Annotated in this window: 13 protein-coding genes and 1 pseudogene; 9 read left to right on the top strand and 5 right to left on the bottom strand. The window is 64.2% G+C overall.

Annotated elements, in window-relative coordinates:
- A pseudogene (locus PF446_RS08860) lies at positions 1-883 on the bottom strand (LTA synthase family protein); the annotation flags it as partial.
- 162 nt (positions 884-1,045) lie between these two features.
- On the opposite strand from PF446_RS08860, the gene glnE reads away from it, so the two are divergent.
- Positions 1,046-3,919: a bifunctional [glutamate--ammonia ligase]-adenylyl-L-tyrosine phosphorylase/[glutamate--ammonia-ligase] adenylyltransferase gene (gene glnE, locus PF446_RS08855; RefSeq protein WP_298071070.1), complete on the top strand. Its 2,874-nt coding sequence runs from the start codon at positions 1,046-1,048 to the stop codon at positions 3,917-3,919.
- A 152-nt stretch (positions 3,920-4,071) separates the two neighbouring features.
- Here glnE and PF446_RS08850 read toward each other — a convergent pair whose 3' ends face one another.
- Together PF446_RS08850 and rpsU are read right to left on the bottom strand one after the other, a co-directional pair.
- Complete coding sequence (locus tag PF446_RS08850) at positions 4,072-4,515, bottom strand: GatB/YqeY domain-containing protein (RefSeq protein ID WP_298071069.1); 444 nt, start codon at positions 4,513-4,515, stop codon at positions 4,072-4,074.
- 143 nt (positions 4,516-4,658) lie between these two features.
- The gene (rpsU, locus tag PF446_RS08845) at positions 4,659-4,874 is read right to left on the bottom strand and encodes a 30S ribosomal protein S21 (RefSeq protein ID WP_043099318.1); all 216 of its coding nucleotides are present in this window, start codon (positions 4,872-4,874) and stop codon (positions 4,659-4,661) included.
- Between the two features lie 57 nt (positions 4,875-4,931).
- Between rpsU and tsaD the strand changes: the two genes are divergently transcribed.
- From tsaD to folK, 3 genes are read left to right on the top strand one after another with little or no spacing between them, the layout of a single operon-like run.
- Positions 4,932-5,990 carry a tRNA (adenosine(37)-N6)-threonylcarbamoyltransferase complex transferase subunit TsaD gene (tsaD, locus tag PF446_RS08840; protein ID WP_298071068.1) on the top strand — a complete coding sequence of 353 codons (1,059 nt, stop codon included), beginning with the start codon at positions 4,932-4,934 and terminating at the stop codon, positions 5,988-5,990.
- A 39-nt stretch (positions 5,991-6,029) separates the two neighbouring features.
- On the top strand, positions 6,030-6,386 hold the full coding sequence (gene folB / locus PF446_RS08835) for a dihydroneopterin aldolase (protein WP_298071067.1): 357 nt from the start codon (positions 6,030-6,032) through the stop codon (positions 6,384-6,386).
- Positions 6,386-6,877 (top strand): 2-amino-4-hydroxy-6-hydroxymethyldihydropteridine diphosphokinase, encoded by a 492-nt coding sequence (folK, locus tag PF446_RS08830; RefSeq protein WP_298071066.1) that lies wholly within the window; start codon positions 6,386-6,388, stop codon positions 6,875-6,877. The genes folB and folK overlap by 1 nt, the downstream gene beginning before the upstream one ends.
- A 140-nt stretch (positions 6,878-7,017) precedes the next feature.
- Here folK and PF446_RS08825 read toward each other — a convergent pair whose 3' ends face one another.
- Positions 7,018-7,764 carry a pteridine reductase gene (locus tag PF446_RS08825; protein ID WP_298071065.1) on the bottom strand — a complete coding sequence of 249 codons (747 nt, stop codon included), beginning with the start codon at positions 7,762-7,764 and terminating at the stop codon, positions 7,018-7,020.
- Between the two features lie 58 nt (positions 7,765-7,822).
- Between PF446_RS08825 and PF446_RS08820 the strand changes: the two genes are divergently transcribed.
- From PF446_RS08820 to PF446_RS08805, 4 genes are all read left to right on the top strand, one after another.
- Complete coding sequence (locus tag PF446_RS08820; RefSeq protein WP_298071064.1) at positions 7,823-9,076, top strand: mechanosensitive ion channel domain-containing protein; 1,254 nt, start codon at positions 7,823-7,825, stop codon at positions 9,074-9,076.
- A gap of 73 nt (positions 9,077-9,149) precedes the next feature.
- Positions 9,150-10,001, top strand: coding sequence for a DUF6159 family protein (locus PF446_RS08815; RefSeq protein WP_298071063.1), 852 nt, complete (start codon positions 9,150-9,152; stop codon positions 9,999-10,001).
- A gap of 223 nt (positions 10,002-10,224) precedes the next feature.
- Positions 10,225-12,402 (top strand): TonB-dependent receptor, encoded by a 2,178-nt coding sequence (locus PF446_RS08810; RefSeq protein ID WP_298071062.1) that lies wholly within the window; start codon positions 10,225-10,227, stop codon positions 12,400-12,402.
- Between the two features lie 51 nt (positions 12,403-12,453).
- Positions 12,454-13,659, top strand: coding sequence for an SAM-dependent methyltransferase (locus PF446_RS08805; protein ID WP_298071061.1), 1,206 nt, complete (start codon positions 12,454-12,456; stop codon positions 13,657-13,659).
- Here the strand turns inward: PF446_RS08805 and PF446_RS08800 are convergent.
- Positions 13,656-14,912, bottom strand: a complete 1,257-nt coding sequence (locus PF446_RS08800; RefSeq protein WP_298071060.1) for a multifunctional CCA addition/repair protein — start codon at positions 14,910-14,912, stop codon at positions 13,656-13,658. The two genes, PF446_RS08805 and PF446_RS08800, sit on opposite strands and share 4 nt — an antisense overlap.
- A gap of 461 nt (positions 14,913-15,373) precedes the next feature.
- Here PF446_RS08800 and PF446_RS08795 point away from each other — a divergent pair.
- Positions 15,374-16,863 (top strand): glycoside hydrolase family 3 protein (locus PF446_RS08795; protein WP_298071059.1); only part of this gene is annotated, 1,490 nt, incomplete at its 3' end.

The raw sequence follows: 16,863 nt of genomic DNA, 5'->3' as shown, positions 1-16,863 counted from the left end.
TGAAGTCGGCGTGCTTGCCGTAGCCGTTGAGGATGGTCGGGTCGAAGAACGACTCGCTGAGGATGATCACGATGTCCGGTTGCGCGTCGACCTTGTTCGGCGCTTGCGGATGCGCTTCGAGATGCTGAATGGCCGGGTCGTAGTCGGCCATCAGTTTCAGTGCAGCAGCGGTATCCGGCTTTTCGCGAGGGCTGGCGTACTGCAGCCGGAACAGCATCAGCTCGCTGAACAGCCCGGTCTGCTTGGCGGTGGCCTTGGCCGACCACGGCTGCATGCCGAGCAGGTCACGGTTGTAGAGGACGCCCCAGCTTCCGGCGGCGGCGGCCATGCCGCCCAACAGCACCGCCAGCATGATCGCGCCGACCCACCTTGTCGTGCGCGGCCGGGCCGCCAGCAGCGGAGGTTCGTAGCGGATCAGCGCGACCAGTGCCACCATGCCGGCCACGATCACCAGATACGGCAAGACGCTGTGCGGAAGGTAGCCACTGAGCAAATCGCCGCCGCCGTCGCCCACCTGACCCAGCATGCGAAAATCGGTCGGTGTCAGCGGCGAACCCAGGTTTGCGACCTTGAGCGCTTTCACCCCGTAGACCAGTGCCTGGACCAGATAGGCCAGCAGGAACGAAAGTAAGGCCTTGCGTGTGAGCACCAGCAGCAGCAGTGCCAACAAGAGACCGGGCAGGGCATTGGCCAGCATGCGCAGCGGAGCACTCCACCATGGGGCCCACGAGGGCACGTTCCACAGTGCCTCGGGTGCGATGCCGCTGCCGCCGTCGATCAGGCTGGTGCCAAGGACAAAGAGCAGTCCCAGAGCGACCACCACGGCAATTCGTGTGGGCCGGTTCAGGCCCAGGAGTAATGGTCTGGAGTGAAACGTGGACATGGTGTTTGCGGACAGCCCGTGAGGAGGAACATGGTCGCGAAGGCCGCATACCATGACACAAGACTGTAATAAGCCTGACATGAATGGGAGGACACATGCCGGACGGCTGCAGCAGCGGTCATGCGTCCTGTCAGGCGCGGCGCAAGGTCGCATAATGAAACGATGAATGCACCCATCCTGCCGCCCGAAGTCGAAGACCTGGTTTGCCAACGCTATGCCGCCGTGATCGAGAGCTGTCGTGCTGCTGGGGTCACGGTCCAGGACGACTCCGGCGTGGCCGAGCGCATCCGTCACATGCTCCTGGTCAGCGACTTTGCTGCCGAAGTACTCAAGCGCCAGCCGCATTTGCTCGACAGCGAGGGGCTTGACCGTCTGCGTAGTGCTGGCGATCCCGGCGCTCGCGCAGCGCAATTGGAGCTTCCCGCGGACGAAACCGGCTGCATGCGCGTGTTGCGCATTTTTCGCGATGCCGAGGCCATGCGTCTGGTGTTCCGTGACGTCAACGGTCTGGACGAACTGGGCGATACGCTGGGCGATACCGGGGTGCTTTACGAGTCCCTGCTGGAACGCGCCCTGGTATGGTCGGAAACCGCGATCGAGGCCCGCTTCGGTGTAGCCCGTAATGCCGAAGGCGAAGCCCAGCGCATGGTCGTGCTCGGGTTTGGCAAACTCGGTGGCAGCGAACTCAATTTCTCTTCCGACATCGATCTAGTGTTGGGTTATGCCGAGGCCGAACGCAGCGACGGCAAGCGTCCCCTGGAAGGCGCCGAATACTTTACTCGGCTGGGTCGGCAACTGGTGCGGCTGCTTGCCGAGCCTACGGCGCAGGGGATCGTGGCGCGTGTCGACCTCAGGTTGCGTCCTTTTGGCAGCGCCGGGCGCATCGCGCTTCCGTTCGTGGCCATGGAGCAGTATTACCAGCGTGAAGGGCGCGATTGGGAGCGTTATGCCTGGATCAAGGCCCGTCCGGTGGCCGGCGATCGCGTCGAGGGCAAGGTCCTGCTCAAGATGCTGCGACCGTTCGTGTACCGGCGTTACCTGGACTACACCGCGTTCGCGGGCCTGCGCGACATGAAGACCCGTATCGATGCAGAGGTTGCGCGCAAGGACTTGTCTGAAAATCTCAAGTTGGGGCCGGGGGGCATCCGCGAGATCGAGTTCGTGGTCCAGCTGGAGCAGTTGATCCGTGGCGGTCGTGACCCGTCGCTGCGTGTGCGCGGCCTGCTGCCGGCGTTGCAGGCGTGCGAGGAGCGCGGCTACATTCCTGCGGAGCGTGCGCGGCGCTTGCGCGATGCATGGCGATTCCTTCGCCATCTGGAAAATCGCGTGCAGATGATGCGTGATGCGCAGACCCACGACATTCCGCCCGATCCGGTCACCCGTGCCCGCATCGCTCTGGGCCTGGGCTATGCGGACTGGAATACGCTGGCCACGGAGCTGGCCGCGCATCGCCAGGCGGTGACCGAGGAGTTCAATGCGGTGCTGGTGCCCGATGCCGGAGTGCACGCGGCGGCGCCGGTCGGGGAGAGCGTGTTGTGGACGGCGGCCACCGAGCAGCAACTTGATGCGGCGCAGCTGGGCGCGGCCGGAATGCCCGCTTCGATGGTGCTGGCCGATGCCCTAAATACCTTGCCGCAGGCCGCCACCGTGCGTGCCATGTCCGCTCGCGGGCGCGCGCGCCTGGAGCGCTTGATGCCGCAACTGATCGCCGCCGCGCGCGCCACCTCGGCGCCCGAGCTGTGCTTGCTGCGACTGGTCCGTCTGGTGCAGGCCGTGGCGCGGCGTTCGTCCTATCTTTCCCTGCTGGAGGAGCAACCCGGTGCGCGGCGGCGACTGGCCGACCTGTTTGCCGAAAGCGCCTTTCTTGCCGAGAGCGTAATCGCGCAACCATTGCTGCTGGATGACGTGCTTGATCCACGCATGGATCAGTTGCCACTCAAGCGCGCCGAAATTGCAGCCGAGATATCACGAGCCTTGCGGGCCCTGGATGTGCGCGATGCCGAGGGGGACCTGGAACGCATCAACGAGCTCAAGGCCAGCCTCGCGTTTCGGCTCGGGCTGGCCTTCAACGATGGCCGTACCGACGCTGCGGCCTGTGTGCGACGCCTGGCCGCGCTGGCCGCAGAGACCGTGGGCACCGTTCTGGCACTGGCCGAACGCGAGCTGGTCTCGCAACACGGACGACTGCCGGGTGAAGGCTCGGGATTCAGCGTGCTGGGCTACGGCAGCCTGGGCGGCGAGGAGCTGGGATTTGCCTCGGACCTGGACCTGGTGTTCGTGTTCGATGGCGAACGCGCGCGTGCCGAAAGCGATGGCGACCGTGTCCTGGACGGCGTGCGCTGGTACCAGCGCCTGGCGCAGCGGGTGATGCATTGGCTGTCGGTGCTGACACGGGCTGGTCGGTTGTACGAGGTCGACGCACGGCTGCGGCCGGACGGTTCCAAGAGCATGCTGGTGACCAGCCTGGATGCGTTCACCGCCTATCAGCAACAACGCGCCTGGACCTGGGAGCACCAGGCCCTGTTGCGCGCGCGCCCGGTCGCCGGTGATCCGCAACTGGGCGAGCGCCTGCGCGAGGTGCGGCGGCAGGTGCTGGAGCAGCCCCGCGATATCGCCATTGTGCGTGATGAGGTCGCGGTGATGCGTCGACGCTGGCGCCGGGAGCGGGATCGCTCCAGTACCGCGGTGCTGGACCTCAAGCAGGGCGAGGGTGCACTTCTGGACATCGAGTTCCTGCTGCAGGGCCTGGTCCTGGCGCATGCGGCCAAGCAGCCGGCGCTGCTCAAGCAGACGGCCAACGCCAGCCTGATCATGGCCTGCCGCGAAGCGGGACTGCTGGACGATGCGCAGTCGCGACAGCTGGCCGAGGCGCATGCCGCGCTGCTGCAGCGGGCACTGGCCTGCACCCTGGATGCCCGCCCGCGGGTGGTGGAGCGGGAGGAAGCGCTGCTGCGCCATTGCCGCAATGTAGTGGCCGTGTCGCAGACCCTGGGCTTTGATTTCCGCCCAGCAGCCGATCTTCCCGGCACGTCATGATCGTACCTGCCAATGTTGCGCAGCTGCGACAGGCGAAGCGATGGAGGAACCCGGAGTGCAGTCGATGGATGTCACTCGATCAATCGCACGGCAGGTCCGCGATGCGACCCGGCCCGGATGCGGCGCAGCCGCAACCGGGTGGTCAGAGCAACTCAGGCCAGGCGTTGCTTGACTTGCCGCGAGACCACGCTCATGTCAGCGCGCCCGGCGGCGCGTTCTTTCAGCACGGCCATGACCTTGCCCATGTCGCGCACTGAACTGGCGTCCGTTTCCGTGATGGCGACGTCAATCATGGCCATCAGATCCTGTTCGTCCAGTGGCGGTGGCAGGTAGGATTCGATCACGCCGATCTCGAAACGTTCGACTTCGGCCAAATCCTCTCGCTCGGCATTCTCGTACTGGGTCACCGAATCACGGCGCTGCTTGAGCATTTTCTCCAGTACGCCAAGCACCTGGGTCTCGTCCAGTTCGATACGCTCGTCCACTTCGCGCTGCTTGATGGCGGCGTTGACCAGGCGAATGACGCCCAGTCGCGGTTTGTCGCCGTTGCGCATGGCGGTCTTCATATCTTCGGTCAGCAGGGCTTTCAGGGTCATCGACGTTTACTCCACAAACGCGAAAAGCCGGTGTCGCATCCACGACACCGGCCAGCGCAGGCTTGATTTACACGGGAATCATGCGGCCCCGCCGACCTTGGTCAGTCGGCCGGGGTCCAGCCCCGTGAGTGAGGCCCGGACTCTTAGTACAGGCGCGTGCGGCGAGCCGTATCGCGCGACAGGCGGCGCAGATGCCGCTTCACCGCGGCAGCACGCTTGCGCTTGCGCTCCTGGGTCGGCTTCTCGTAATACTCACGCTTGCGGGTTTCGGCCAGTACACCGGCCTTTTCGCAGGTACGCTTGAAGCGACGCAGGGCGAGCTCAAACGGCTCGTTCTCGCGGACTTTGACGCTAGGCATGGAATCTCCACTTGTTAGACTTACCCGTCTGAAACCGGGCGAGCCGAGAATTATAGCGTGCAAAACACCGAATATTCAAAGCCTGTGTTGGGCATCGAATCGTCATGCGACGAGACCGGGGTTGCGATCTACCAGCCCGGGCATGGACTGCTGGCCCATGCGCTGTATTCGCAGGTGGCCCTGCATGCCGATTATGGCGGCGTGGTGCCGGAACTGGCCAGTCGTGATCACGTGCGCAAGTTGCTGCCGCTGGTGCGCGAGGTGCTGGCCGAGGCCGGCCTCGGCATGCGCGAGCTGGGCGGCGTGGCCTATACCGCCGGGCCGGGCCTGGTCGGCGCCTTGCTGGTGGGTGCCAGTGCCGCGCGGGCCATGGCCTGGGCACTGGAGCTGCCGGCGATCGGCGTGCACCACATGGAAGGTCACCTGCTTGCGCCGCTGCTGGAAGCCGACCCGCCAGAACCGCCATTCGTGGCCCTGCTGGTCTCCGGTGGCCATTCGATGCTGGTCGCGGTGCGCGCCATCGGTGAGTACCGGGTCCTGGGCGACACCCTGGACGACGCTGCTGGGGAAGCCTTCGACAAGACCGCCAAGCTCATGGGTCTGTCCTATCCGGGTGGTCCCGCGCTGGCTGCCGAGGCGCTCAAGGGCGACCCTGGGGCCTATCGCTTCGCCAGGCCCATGACCGATCGGCCAGGCCTGGATTTCAGCTTCTCGGGCCTGAAGACCCAGGTGCTTCTGGCCTGGCAGAAGAGCGACCAGGATGCCCGCGCACGGGCCGACATCGCGGCCGGATTCGAGCAGGCCATCGTGGACACGCTGGTCATCAAGTGTCGCCGCGCACTGCAGGCCACAGGCATGCGTCGACTGGTGATCGCCGGTGGCGTCGGCGCCAATCGGCGGCTGCGTGCCGACCTTGCCGCAGCCGGCGAGGCGGACGGCTTCCGCACGTATTTCCCGCGTCTGGCGTTCTGCACCGACAACGGCGCCATGATCGCGCTGGCCGGAGCCCTCCGCCTTTCGGCGGGGCAGGTGCAGGGCCCGGATATTCATGTGCATCCGCGCTGGAGCCTGGAGAGCCTCGAGCCACTGACATCCGCCGGAGCGCACGCCGCGTAGAATGACCAGCTGGCAATTTTCCGCATTCAAGAGGCAGGCATGGACATCGTCTTCATCGAGCGACTGAAAATCGACACCATCATCGGCATCTATGAATGGGAGCGGATGGTGCGCCAGACGGTGACCCTGGACCTGGAAATGGCGTTCGACAACACCGCGCCGGCCGCGACCGACGCGATCGAGGACACGCTCAACTACAAGGCGGTGGCCAAGCGTCTGGTCGAGTTCGTGGAGGCTTCCGATTTCGGGCTGGTGGAAACCCTGGCCGAGCGTTGCGCGCAGATCGTGCGGGAGGAATTCGACGTGCGCTGGGTGCGTCTGCGCCTGCGCAAGCCCGGCGCCGTGCGCGGCTCCAGGGCGGTGGGCGTGCAGATCGAGCGCGGTTCGCGCGATTGATGGCGCGGGTCTATCTGAGTCTGGGCAGCAACATCGAGCCGCGGCGGCATTTGCGCGCGGCGTTGGCTGCGCTGCGCGCGCAGTTCGGCACGATTGTGGTGTCGCCGGTGTATCGCACCCGCGCGGTTGGATTCGAAGGCGAGGATTTCCTCAACGCTGGGGTCGGCATCGATACCTCCATGCAGCCGCAAGACATGAACGACTGGTTGCACGCGCTCGAGGCTGCGCAGGGCCGTCGTCGCGAAGGTCCGCGGTTCTCAAGCCGCACGCTGGACATCGACATGGTGCTGTACGGCCAGCGTATCGTCGATGGCCCGGGGCATCTCCAGATCCCGCGCAGCGACTTGCGCCACGCCTTCGTGCTCAAGCCCTTGTTCGACATCGCGCCGGACGCCGTGGTCCCCGGCGACGGCCGCACACTCGCGCAACTGTGGGCCGAGCATCCGGACCACGATAACCAGTTCGAAACCCTTGCCCCCGCAGAACTGTGAACTGCAAGCCGGCCTCGTCCGGATGTGTCGGGAGGGTGCGGAATCGGTCAGCATCCGAAAGCCGGCTCTGCGACGCGTCCCCGACGATCCGGATTTGTTCGAGATTCGTTGCAAAGGCCGTCCATCTTGCTTATGTCTTGTCAGGTCAGGTGGCGCCCACCATCCAGGTGCAGGATTTCGCCGGTGCTGTAGCGCGCGCCGCTGAGCAGCCAGTAGACGGCTTCTGCGATTTCCTGCACGCTGCCGATGCGTCCCATCGGCGTGCGTGCCAGCATGGCTTGGCGCTGCGCGTCGCTCATCTCGCCTTCCGGCCACAGGATGGCGCCGGGGGCCACCGCATTGACCCGGACTTCGGGGGCCAGGCTGACGGCCAGCCCCCGGGTCAGGGCTTCCAGCGCCGCCTTGGCGCAGGCGTAGGCCAGCACATCCGGTCGCGGCCGTGCCGCGTGGATGTCGGTCAGGTTGACGATGCAGCCACCGGACTCGCGCAGGTACGGTGCGGCATTCTGGCTGAGGAAGAACGGCGCGCGCGCGTTGACTGCAAACAGGGTGTTCCATTGCGCAACCGAGGTGCTGTCCAGTGATGAGGGGAAGAAAGCCGAGGCGTTGTTGACCAGGGCATCGAGCCGTCCGTAACGGTTAAGCGTGGCGGTGACCAGGGCTTCGGGCGCGGCCGGTTCGTTCAGGTCGGCATCGAGGACCAGAACGGAATCATGGCGCTGCTGCTCCAGCTCCTCGTGCAGGGCATGCATGTCCTGCGCCGAGTGATGAAAGTGCAGGGCCAGATCGTAGCCTTGCGCATGCAGACGACGGGCGATGGCCGCGCCGATGCGGCGTGCGGCTCCGGTGATCAGCGCCACGGAATGAACGGGAGGATTGGATTGCATTGGATACGGTCGCCTGTGCGATATGCTGGGATTACCGCCTGCAAGTGTGTCGCCTTCGATGCATCAGTTCAAAGCCCTGCTGGACCAACCGCACGCCTCCATGATCCTGGGGCTGGTGGTCCTGGTGCTGTTGGCATGGCTGGCCAATCTTCTGGCTCGACTCGTGCTGCTGCGTGTGGTCCGCGTGGTGACTCGGCGTACGGTCTGGACCTGGGATGACGCCTTCCTCGACGCCGGCGTATTCAAGCGACTGGCGAAGATCGTGCCGGTGCTTGTAGTGCAGTTCGGCATGCCCCTGGTTCCCGACATTCCGGGCAGGCTGGACAAGGCGGTGGCCGATATCGCCACTGCCTTGATCATATTGATCGTGCTGTTTTCAATCGGCGCCATGCTGACTGCCGTGGAACGACTCTTTGAGCGGACCCCGCAGGGACATATGCGTTCGATCAAGGGGTATGTCCAGCTGGCCAAGATCGTGCTTTTCGTGGTCGGCGCCATCATCATCATCGCCACCCTGGCCAACCGTTCGCCGCTCCTGTTGCTGTCCGGACTTGGTGCGATCTCGGCGGTGCTGTTGCTGGTGTTCAAGGACACCATCCTCAGTATGGTCGCCAGCGTGCAGATGGCATCCAACGACATGCTGCGCGTGGGCGACTGGATCAGCATGCCGCAGTTCAACGCCGACGGCGATGTGATCGACATCGCCCTGCATACGGTCAAGGTGCAGAACTGGGACAAGACCATCACCACCATCCCGACGTGGCGGCTGATCTCCGACTCGTTCCAGAACTGGCGCGGCATGCAGGACACCGGTGCGCGACGCATCAAGCGTGGCATATACCTCGACGTCGGAAGCATTCGCTTCCTGAGCGATGAGGAAAAGCATGAACTGAAGCGTTTCCGGTTGCTGGTGGACTACCTTGATCACAAGCGCGAGGAACTGGCCGAATGGAACGACAAACTTGGGGAGCATGGCCGCGTGCCGGTCAACCAGAGGCGTCTGACCAACGTGGGCACGTTTCGCGCCTATGCCCTGGCTTATCTGCAGGCGCACCCGCACATCAATCACGACCTGACCTGCATGGTCCGGGTCATGGATCCGGGGCCAACCGGTTTGCCGATGGAGATCTACTGCTTCACCGACACCACGGCATGGGCCGAGTTCGAAGGCATCCAGGGCGATATCTTCGACCACCTGCTTGTGATCCTGCCCGAGTTTGGCCTGTCGATCTTCCAGCAGCCAAGCGGCCAGGACATGCGCGCCGGACTGGGCCATTTGCCGGGCGACAGGCAGGCGGAGCCTGAGGCATGATTGCTGGTATACCCTCATGCAGTGCACGATGCGGGGATTGTTGAGCGAACGCTCATTCGGTGGGGAGGCCGTCATGGCCGGCAGGTTTTCGCGTAGCTTGGAGCTGGTCAGGGCCAGCGCCGATGTACTCAACCGGGAGCGCAAGCTGCTGGTCTTTCCGCTGCTTTCGGGCTTGTGTTGCCTGCTGGTGGCGGCCAGTTTCGCCGCACCTGTGATCCTGTCGATCCAGGCGGGCCAGGGCACAGGTCAGCATGCGCAGTTCGGCAGCGGTTTCTACATCGGGCTGTTCGTGTTCTACCTGGTGCAATACACGGTCATTTTCTTCTTCAACACCGCCCTGGTCGGCGCGGCCATGACGCACATGAACGGCGAGCGCCCCACGCTGGGCGACGGCCTGGCGCTGGCCGTGTCCAAGCTGCCGCAGATTTTCGGTTACGCGCTGATCGCCGCCACCGTGGGCATGCTGCTGCGCGCCCTTCAAGAGCGCATGGGTCTGATCGGGCGCATCGTGGTCGGCATGCTCGGCCTGGCCTGGACCGTGGCCACGTTCCTGGTGGTACCGATCCTGGCCGCCACCGAGGACGGTCCCATCGAGGCGGTCAAGAGCAGCGCCGGCATGCTCAAGCGCACCTGGGGCGAGAACATCATCGGCAACGCCGGCATCCACATCGTATTCACTCTCGCCTATGTGTTGCTGGCCGTCGTGTTCGTGGCCCTGTTCACAGCCACGTCCTCGATGCATTCGCCAGGGCTGATGATCGCGTTGATGGCCCTGGCCATTGCTGCCGTGATCGCCCTGGCACTGGTGCAGTCGGCCCTGCAGGGCATCTATGCCGCCGCGCTGTATCGCTACGTCCAGTATGGCGATGCAGGTGACGGCTTCCAGGCCGGCCTGCTGGAACAGGCATTCCGACCCAAGCGGTGATTGCATGCCTGCGCGCAGTGTGCGAAGCAATGCGCCGGGCACCGTGGCAACCGGCGCCATCCGCCGTTGGGGCCGTCCGCAGGCAGAATGCAGACGGCCTTTTTGCGTGCGCGGCTGTCGCCGGGCGTGACTTCCGGGACATGGCAGGGCCATGAATTGAATATGTAATGATATAACATTACAATCCAATCCGCCCGATCCACGTCTGCCCGAGAGTCCATCCATGATCCAGAAAACACGTCTGGCGCTGAGCCTTGCTCTTGCATTTGCCGTTCCAGGTGCATTCGCGGCCACCGTAACGCCCACTGCAACGCCATCGGCGGACAGCGCGAGTGGAAAGACATCCAGCGAATCCGCCCGCACGCCACAGAAGGCGGTTGATCTGGAGGCCGTCACCGTCAGTGCCACGCTGGATCAGGCGCGTAATGCACTGTCACCGGATACCGGCAGCAGCCAGTACGTGATCGGCCAGCAGTCGATCGAACAGCTTCCGCTGGGTGCATCCACGCCGGTCAACCAGGTGCTCCTGCAGGCCCCCGGTGTGGTGCAGGACAGTTATGGTGGGCTGCACGTACGCGGCGACCACGGCAATCTGCAATACCGGATCAACGGCGTCATCATCCCGGAGTCGATTTCCGGATTCGGGCAGACCCTCGATGCACGCACCATCAACAGCGTGAAGCTGCTCGATGGCGCACTGCCGGCGCAGTACGGCGAGCGCACTGCGGCGGTGGTCGACATCACCACCAAGAGCGGGCATGCACTGGGCAATGGCGGTAGCGTTGGCGTCACCGGCGGTTCATTCGGCACGCTCAATCCGAATGCTTCGGTTTGGGGAAACAGCGGGCGCTGGAGTGTTTATGGCACGGCCAACTTTTTGCAGGACAACGTCGGTATCCAGAACCCCACCCCGAGCCGCAACCCCATCCATGACCACACCAATCAGCTGAAGGGTTTCGCCGATCTGAGCTATCTGGTCAACAGCCACACCCGCGTAAGTATCATGCTCGGCATCAGCAACAATCGGTTCCAGATACCGAACAACCCCGGCCAGACGCCGATCTACGGCTATCTGAATCGGGTCCAATTCAATTCCGCCCAGCTCGACGAGAAACAGGGAGAGCACACGCGCTTCGGCGTACTTTCACTGCAGGGGAAACTTGGTCGGACGGACTATCAGATCTCGCTGGGCCAGCGCTACAGCAGTCTGAATTACACGCCGGACAGGATCGGTGACCTGATGTTCAACGGCGTGGCCTCGTATATTTCCCGAAGCAACCGCGCAAGCACCGTGCAGGCAGATTTTTCCACGCCGCTCGGGGACGTCAATACATTGCGCTACGGCCTGTACGGAAATTTCGAGCGCGCGCTCGGCAACAACAACGCATACGTGTTTCCTGTCGATGCCGGCGGTCAACAGACCAGTACGTCACCAATCAACATCCTCGATGCCAACCGCGTCATCGCAAGGACCTGGGCGGCCTATGTGCAGGACGAGTGGAGCATCGGCGACAAGCTGACCGTCAACTATGGACTGCGCGCGGACATGTACAAGGCGTTCCACCACACGGAAAGGCAACTCAGTCCACGACTGGGCATGGTCTACCAGGCCACTGATGACACCGTGCTGCATGCCGGATATGCGCGCTATTTCACGCCGCCGTCCACGGAACTGATCTCGGCCTCGAACATCGCAAAATTCAATGGCACCACCAATCAGGTGCAGAACAACGGCAACAACACGCCGCTGTCCGAACGCTCTGATTACTACGATGCCGGGATCTCGCAAAACATCGGAAGTGCCTGGACGGTGGGACTCGATGCCTATTACAAGCGTGTCCACCGGCTGCAGGATCAGGGGCAGTTCGGCACGGCGCTGGTCTATTCGACGTTCAACTATGCCGATGGACGCATTCATGGCGTGGAGTTCACGGCGAACTATGCGCAGGGCCCATTGAACGCGTATTTCAATACTGCATACAGCCGTGCGATGGGTCGACGCGTGATCACCAGCCAGTACAATTTCAGCCCCGCCGACCTGGCCTATATAGCCGATCACTACATTCACCTGGACCACGACCAAAAGCTGACATCTTCGGGCGGCATCAGTTACGCGCTGCGAGATGGCACCCGGGTCGGCGCCGACTACATCTTCGGCAGCGGCTTGCGCAAGCAGGGCCAGGTACCCAATGGCGCCTCGCTGCCCGCGTATTTCCAGTTGAATCTGAGCCTGGCGCATGAATTCCAGCGCACGCCCATCGGCAAGCTGCACGCCCGACTGGCCCTGGTCAATGCGCTGGACCGTGTCTATGAACTGCGCGATGGCACCGGTATCGGCGTCGGTGCGCCACAATACGGGCCGCGCCGCGGAGTCTACCTGACCCTGGAAAAACCGTTCTGAGGGCATCGCCGGTGACCAGCCGGACGTGCTCCATGGGCTATCCTTGGCGGAATGAATGCCCAAGCCATACACCGTCTGCCCGAACCGGGTCCCGAAGAACGCGCCCATTCCGAGCGTCTGGCCATCCATCTGCGCGAGGAAATCGCCGCGCACGGGCCGATGCCCTTTTCGCGCTTCATGGAGCGATGCCTCTATGCTCCGGGCCTGGGTTACTACAGCGCCGGCATGCCCAAGTTCGGCAAGGCCGGCGATTTCGTGACCGCACCGGAACTGGGCGACTTGTTTGCCCAATGCGTGGCAGTCACGTTTTCGCCGGTGATCAAGGCCTTGGGTGCGCAGGCCGATATCCTTGAGCTGGGCGGTGGCAGTGGTGCCTTTGCCGAGGCCGCACTCGTCGCATTGGAAGCGGCGGGTACGCCGCCCCGACGCTATCTCATCCTGGAGCCCAGCGCAGACCTGCGCGAGCGCCAGGGTGAGCGTTTGCGCGCAGCCCTGCCAAAGGTACTGTTCGAGCGTGTGGCCTGGCTGGATCGGCCACCCGAAGCGGCCTGGCGCGGCGTACTGTTTGCCAACGAAGTCATCGACGCCCTGCCGGCGACGCGTTTCACCCTGCACCAGGGCGAGGTCCTGGAGGAGTACGTGGTCACCAGCGACGATGGGCGTTTTGCACGTACCGATCGACCGACTGACACCCTGGTGAGCGGCGCCGTGCGTCATCTCGAGCGCCATTTGGAGCAGCCCTTTGCAGACGGCTACCGTTCCGAGCTTCTGCCGCAACTGCCGTACTGGATGCAGGCCGTGGCCGGCAGTCTGGAGGCGGGATTGATGCTGTTCATCGATTACGGATATGCCCGTCACGAGTATTACCGGCCCGGGCGCGAGGACGGCACCCTGCGTGCGTTCTACCGCCAGCGTGTGCATGCCGACGTACTGCGTCAACCTGGGCTTCAGGACCTGACCGCTTCGGTCGATTTCACCGCTTTGGCCGAGGCGGGCCAGCATGCCGGATTCGACCTGGCCGCCTACCTGCCGCAGGCACAGTTCCTGATGGCCAGTGGCCTGCAGGATGCATTTGAACACGCGCATGCCTCGGCGGCGGACGAGGCTGCACGCTATGCACTGGCGCAGCAGGTCAAACACCTGACCCTTCCAGGCGAGATGGGCGAGCGTTTCCAGGTGATGCTGATGACGCGCGGCCTGGACGCGCAGGTGCTGCCACAGGACGTCCTGCTGGCCGACCGCTCGCAGCGCCTCTAGGGTGCGACTGACCCGGACTCCGTTCCCTTCTCCGGGCGGGGTATCCGGGCGACGGCCTCGATGCGCGCCGTGCGCAGGGCCTGTCCGATCTGTGGCCCTTGCAGTCCCTGGTCGAGGTAGGGCCGGGCCACGACTGCGGCCGCGGCTTCCCGTGCCGCATGCAGGTAGGCGGATTGCGGGTAGGGGTATTCGGCATACCCCTCACGTCCCCGCGCATCGGCTTCGCAGGCCAGCAGGAACGTGTCCAGGCGGGCGGGCCGGCGCAGCGCATCCAGGGATTCGAGCAGCCTGAGCAGCGTGTCGGGCCTGAGCTCCAGCGCACGGTGTGCGTTGAGGTGTTGGGCACACACCAGCTCGGCCAGGGCCAGATGTTCGGTCGGTACCTTCAGGCGCGCGGCCAGCGCGCGCAGCGGAACCAGGCCGCGTTTCTCGTGCATCACGTGTCGCGGCAGCTGGTCGGCCGGGGTGAGGGCCTTGCCCAGATCGTGGACCAGGGCGCAGAACACGACAAGGTCGTCCCCCGGAGCCAGTCGTGCGGCCATGTCGACGACCTGTTCGGTGTGGATGCCGGTGTCCACTTCCGGGTGGTACTCGGGTCGTTGCGGTACGCCGTACAGGGCATCGATCTCGGGAAACAGCACGCGCAGGGCACCGGCTTGCCGCAATACCCGCAGGAAGCTGGAGGGACGGGGTTCGGTCAGCGCCTTGCGGGTCTCGGTCCACACGCGTTCGGGCACCAGGTGATCGGCCTCGCCGTCACGCACCATCTGCCGCATCAGTTCCAGCGTATCGCCAGCCACGCCGAAGCCCAGCGCGGCGAAGCGCGCGGCGAAGCGGGCCACTCGCAGGATGCGCACCGGGTCTTCGACGAAGGCCGGCGATACGTGCCGCAATATACGGTCTTCCAGATCACGACGGCCGCCATAGGGATCCACCAACGTGCCGTGTTCGTCTTCGGCCATCGCATTGATGGTCAGGTCGCGACGGGCCAGGTCCTGTTCCAGCGTCACGCTCGGCGCTGCATGAAAGGAGAAGCCATGATAGCCGGGGGCGGTCTTGCGTTCGGTGCGCGCAAGTGCGTATTCCTCGGCCGTCTTCGGGTGCAGGAATACCGGAAAGTCCTTGCCCACCGGCTTGTAGCCTTGCGCGAGCATGTCTTGCGGGTGCGCGCCGACAACCACGAAGTCGCGATCGGCAACCGGAAGTCCGAGCAGTTTGTCGCGGACCGCCCCGCCGACCAGATAGATGCGCATGCCGGCATTGTGCCATGGGGATGGCCCCGTGGATCTGCGAGCGTCCTGTGCCCGCATGGCGGTGTCGGATGGCGGAATGGGGCGTGGGTTGTTGCAGCGCAAGATTGACAGCGCTGTCATCACAAACCTAGGGTGCAACTTCACCCTGAGTGCAAGGCGGGCAGACAACGATCGCGAATGACCCTTGAGCGGCTGCGCCGGTCGCGCGCAAACCTGCGGCGCCTTGCCCGCAAGAGCAACCTGTACCGATGTCCACCGTGGCCTGATCACGGGCGGCTCGAACAGGCGGCTACCTGCGGTGCTCGAAGATCCGTCGTTGCATGCGGGCCACCACACAGGGCGTTCGCAAACAAGATTCCATCCGGTCTGCCTTGGCAGTGGACGGCTTGTTCGGATGGAACTTTCCAGCCCCATTGGGCGATTTCATGCATTCATGGAACCGTGATTCGAGGACCTAAAACATGACCGTCAATTCCATCCGTGTACGCATCCTGACGCTCATCGTTGCGACCTGTGCAAGTACCGCGGTGGTCGCCGCGACGCAGCCCTGGATGAATACCACATTGTCTGCCGACCAGCGTGCCTCTTTGCTCGAGGCGCACATGACGCAGGCGCAGAAGTTTCGCCTGATCCGGTCGAACTATGGTTCGACGCACAACGGTCTCCCCATGCCCAAGGGTGCGTTGGGTTCGGCCGGATACGTTCCAGCGGTTCCATCGCTCGGAATTCCTGCGCTGCAGGAAACCGATGCAGGGCTGGGCGTGGCCAAGCCGCATCCCGGTGGCGAAGGCGCGACCGCGATGCCTTCGGGCCTGGCCAGCGCGGCAACCTGGGATCCGCATATCGAATATGCCGGCGGTGCCATGATCGGCGATGAAGCCCATCGCAAGGGCTTCGACGTGATGCTCGCCGGTGGCGTGGACCTGGTGCGTGAACCCCGCAATGGACGGAATTTCGAATATGCCGGGGAGGATCCGCTTCTGGCAGGCACCATGGTCGCGAGTGTCGTGCGCGGCATCCAGTCCCGGCATGTCATCAGTACCGTCAAGCACTATGCAGTCAATGATCAGGAAACCGCGCGCACCACGATCAGCTCAGAGCTGAACAAGGCCGCCATGCGCGAGTCCGATCTGCTGGCCTTTCGCATCGCGGTGACCGAAGGCCACCCCGGCGCGGTCATGTGTTCCTACAACCGCGTCAACGGAACCTACACCTGTCAGGACCCCTTTCTGCTCAATCGCGTCCTGAAGCAGGATTGGGGTTTCAAGGGTTGGGTAATGTCCGACTGGGGTGCTGTACACAGCACCGTGCAGGCGGCCAACGCCGGTCTGGACCAGGAGTCCGCCGCCCGGGAGTTCGACAAGGAAATCTATTTCGGCAAGCCGTTGCAATCAGCCATCGCCGACGGCAAAGTGCAGCAATCGCGGGTCGACGACATGGTGCACCGCATCCTGCGCTCGATGTTTGCGGTGGGCGTGTTCGACCACCCACCCCGCAAGCGTCCGATCGATTTCGCAGCCGATACACGCGTGGCGCAAAAGACCGAGGAAGCCGGCGCGGTGTTGCTGGCCAATCATGACCACCTGCTGCCGTTGTCCACACACTTGCAGCACATCGTCCTGATCGGAACCCATGCCGACAAGGGTGTGCTCAGTGGTGGTGGCTCGTCCACGGTGCGTCCTCCGGGAGGCAATGTGGTCAAGGGAGGCGTTCCCGGGCAATGGCCGGGAACGCCGATGTATCTGCCATCGGCACCGCTGGCCGCGATCAGGAAGCTGGCGCCGGGCGCCGACGTGCAGTTCGATTCCGGCAGCCATCCGGCGGCCGCCGCCCGGGCTGCCGCCGGGGCGGATGTGGCCGTGGTTTTCGTGCATCAGTGGGAGGCCGAATCGTTCGACCGCCCGACCCTGGCCTTGCCGGGCAATCAGGACGCGCTGGTGGCGGCCGTGGC

Origin of the sequence: Oleiagrimonas sp. (assembly GCF_027858935.1) — a bacterium.
Taxonomy (GTDB): Bacteria; Pseudomonadota; Gammaproteobacteria; order Xanthomonadales; family Rhodanobacteraceae; genus Oleiagrimonas.
The sequence above is the reverse complement of the archived record's forward strand: the minus strand, read 5'-3'. Positions and strand labels throughout refer to the sequence as shown.

Excerpts from the sequence above, each read along its gene's own strand:
- PF446_RS08815 (WP_298071063.1), top strand. The coding sequence starts at position 9,150 with ATGGCCGGCAGGTTTTCGCGTAGCTTGGAGCTGGTCAGGGCCAGCGCC.
- folK (WP_298071066.1), top strand. The coding sequence starts at position 6,386 with ATGGCGCGGGTCTATCTGAGTCTGGGCAGCAACATCGAGCCGCGGCGG.
- PF446_RS08825 (WP_298071065.1), bottom strand. The coding sequence starts at position 7,764 with ATGCAATCCAATCCTCCCGTTCATTCCGTGGCGCTGATCACCGGAGCC.
- folB (WP_298071067.1), top strand. The coding sequence starts at position 6,030 with ATGGACATCGTCTTCATCGAGCGACTGAAAATCGACACCATCATCGGC.
- PF446_RS08800 (WP_298071060.1), bottom strand. The coding sequence starts at position 14,912 with ATGCGCATCTATCTGGTCGGCGGGGCGGTCCGCGACAAACTGCTCGGA.
- PF446_RS08850 (WP_298071069.1), bottom strand. The coding sequence starts at position 4,515 with ATGACCCTGAAAGCCCTGCTGACCGAAGATATGAAGACCGCCATGCGC.
- PF446_RS08805 (WP_298071061.1), top strand. The coding sequence starts at position 12,454 with ATGAATGCCCAAGCCATACACCGTCTGCCCGAACCGGGTCCCGAAGAA.
- glnE (WP_298071070.1), top strand. The coding sequence starts at position 1,046 with ATGAATGCACCCATCCTGCCGCCCGAAGTCGAAGACCTGGTTTGCCAA.
- PF446_RS08810 (WP_298071062.1), top strand. The coding sequence starts at position 10,225 with ATGATCCAGAAAACACGTCTGGCGCTGAGCCTTGCTCTTGCATTTGCC.
- PF446_RS08820 (WP_298071064.1), top strand. The coding sequence starts at position 7,823 with ATGCATCAGTTCAAAGCCCTGCTGGACCAACCGCACGCCTCCATGATC.
- rpsU (WP_043099318.1), bottom strand. The coding sequence starts at position 4,874 with ATGCCTAGCGTCAAAGTCCGCGAGAACGAGCCGTTTGAGCTCGCCCTG.